Source organism: Stieleria sp. (genome assembly GCF_041595215.1).
Taxonomy (GTDB): Bacteria; Planctomycetota; Planctomycetia; order Pirellulales; family Pirellulaceae; genus Stieleria; species Stieleria magnilauensis.
This window is the reverse complement of the sequence record NZ_JBFHKV010001419.1, coordinates 1-1,755: the sequence shown is the minus strand read 5'-3', so window position 1 is coordinate 1,755 and position 1,755 is coordinate 1. Positions and strand designations below refer to the sequence as shown.

Sequence of the window (1,755 nt, the reverse complement as noted above, 5' to 3'; positions counted from 1 at the left end):
GAGCGATGTTCAACAGCAATGAGTTTTTGTTTTTTCCGTAGTATGCTTGCCACGAGATGAAACCACTTTCCAACATCGGACGCCAATTCCTTAGCCGCCGCGGGTTCCTGACCCACTCCGCGACAGGGCTGGGATCGATCGCTCTGCTCGATCTCCTTTCCCAGGACCGTTTGCTGGCTGCTCAACCGGCGATCGATCCGGCGCGTCCCTTCGCGCCGCGCGAAAGTCATTTCCCGGGCAAAGCAAAGCGTGTGGTGGTGATTTTTTGTGCCGGAGCGGTCAGCCAGTTGGAAACCTGGGACTACAAACCGGAACTGATCAAGTTGGACGGTCAGCCGCTCAAGGATGGCCCGGTGGTGACGTTTCAGGGACCGGCCGGAAACCTGGCCCGCCCGCAATACAAGTTTCGTCAACGCGGCGAAACGGGAAAGTGGGTCAGCGACATGATTCCGCACCTGGCGGAATTGACCGATGACATTGCGTTCATTCATTCGCTGACCAGCAAGAGTAACACGCATGGTCCGGCGGAAAACTTTCTGTCCACCGGAACGCCGCTCGACGGTTTCCCCAGCCTCGGGTCTTGGGCCAGCTACGCTCTGGGCAGCGAAAACCAAGACTTGCCGGCCTACGTGGCCATCCCCGATCCCCGCGGTGTGCCGCAAAATGGATCCAACAACTGGGGACCGGGGTTTCTGCCGGCTGCATTCCAAGGCACACCGCTCAGCTCCAAGGAACCGATTCGTCATCTCCGTCCACCGATCGTCTCCAGCGACGAAGACCACGCAACGCGGTCGTTGCTGCAGCGGATGAACGCACGGCATTTGGATCAACATCCCGCCGACAACAAATTGGCAGCCCGGATCGCCAGCTACGAACTGGCCGCGCGGATGCAATTGAGCGTTCCGGAAATCACCGCGCTGGATTCCGAACCGACCCACGTCTTGAAGAGCTATGGGGCGGACGACGAATCGAACCCGATTCGCGCCGCGTTCGCCCGCAACTGTATCCTCGCCAGGCGGTTGATCGAAAGCGGCGTTCGATTCGTCCAACTGTTCAATGGTGCTTATGCCAGCGGCGGGGAACTGAATTGGGACGGGCACAATAAACTGAAAGAACAATACGACAAACACGCCGCCATTCTCGACCAACCGACCGCTGCACTGATCAAAGACATGAAGTCGCGCGGTTTACTGGAAGACACGTTGGTGGTTTGGTGCACCGAATTCGGTCGCATGCCGTTTTTCCAGAAAGGCGCCAAAGGCCGCGATCACAACCCCGACGGTTTCACCTGCTGGATGACCGGTGCGGGTGTCAAACCGGGGGTCAGCCATGGGGTCACCGATGAACTGGGACAGAAAGCGGTCCAGGACGTTCATCCGCTGTACGACTTCAACGCCACGATCCTGCATCTGTTAGGGCTCGATCACGAGCGTTTGACGTTTGAACACAACGGCATTCAACGCCGCCTGACGAACGTCGAAGGCCACGTGATCCGAGAGATCTTGGCGTAGCCGATTCGACGTTTGCGTTGATGATCGTTCTGCATGCAATCGTTTGACGCGCCAGAGACAGTATCTGATTACGGTTTCCCGGGGGTCCGCGTGACACCGGTCTGACGGCGTGTGCGGCGCAGGGAAAGGACACAGCCAGCGTGACCCGTCTCGCAGGCGACGTGCAGAGGTGTCTGCGAGTGAAGGTCGCAGGCGTTGACGTCGGCGTTGGGGCGCGTGCAGAGGAGGGTCAGGGCGCCGGAGT

At 59.1% G+C, this 1,755-nt stretch carries 2 protein-coding genes; one reads left to right on the top strand and one right to left on the bottom strand.

Translation table 11 applies throughout. The annotated features are described in order from the left end of the window. Positions 1-56: 56 nt before the first annotated feature. A complete protein-coding gene (locus tag ABX749_RS31775; RefSeq protein ID WP_372899570.1) occupies positions 57-1,511 on the top strand; it encodes a DUF1501 domain-containing protein in 1,455 nt (484 codons plus the stop codon). 68 nt (positions 1,512-1,579) lie between these two features. On the opposite strand, the gene ABX749_RS31770 is transcribed toward ABX749_RS31775, so the two are convergent. Beyond that, entirely contained in the window at positions 1,580-1,744 is a 165-nt protein-coding gene (locus ABX749_RS31770; RefSeq protein ID WP_372899571.1) for a hypothetical protein, read from the bottom strand. Positions 1,745-1,755 lie beyond the last annotated feature (11 nt).

Coding starts and splice junctions, on each gene's coding strand:
- ABX749_RS31775 (WP_372899570.1), top strand. CDS start 57: ATGAAACCACTTTCCAACATCGGACGCCAATTCCTTAGCCGCCGCGGG.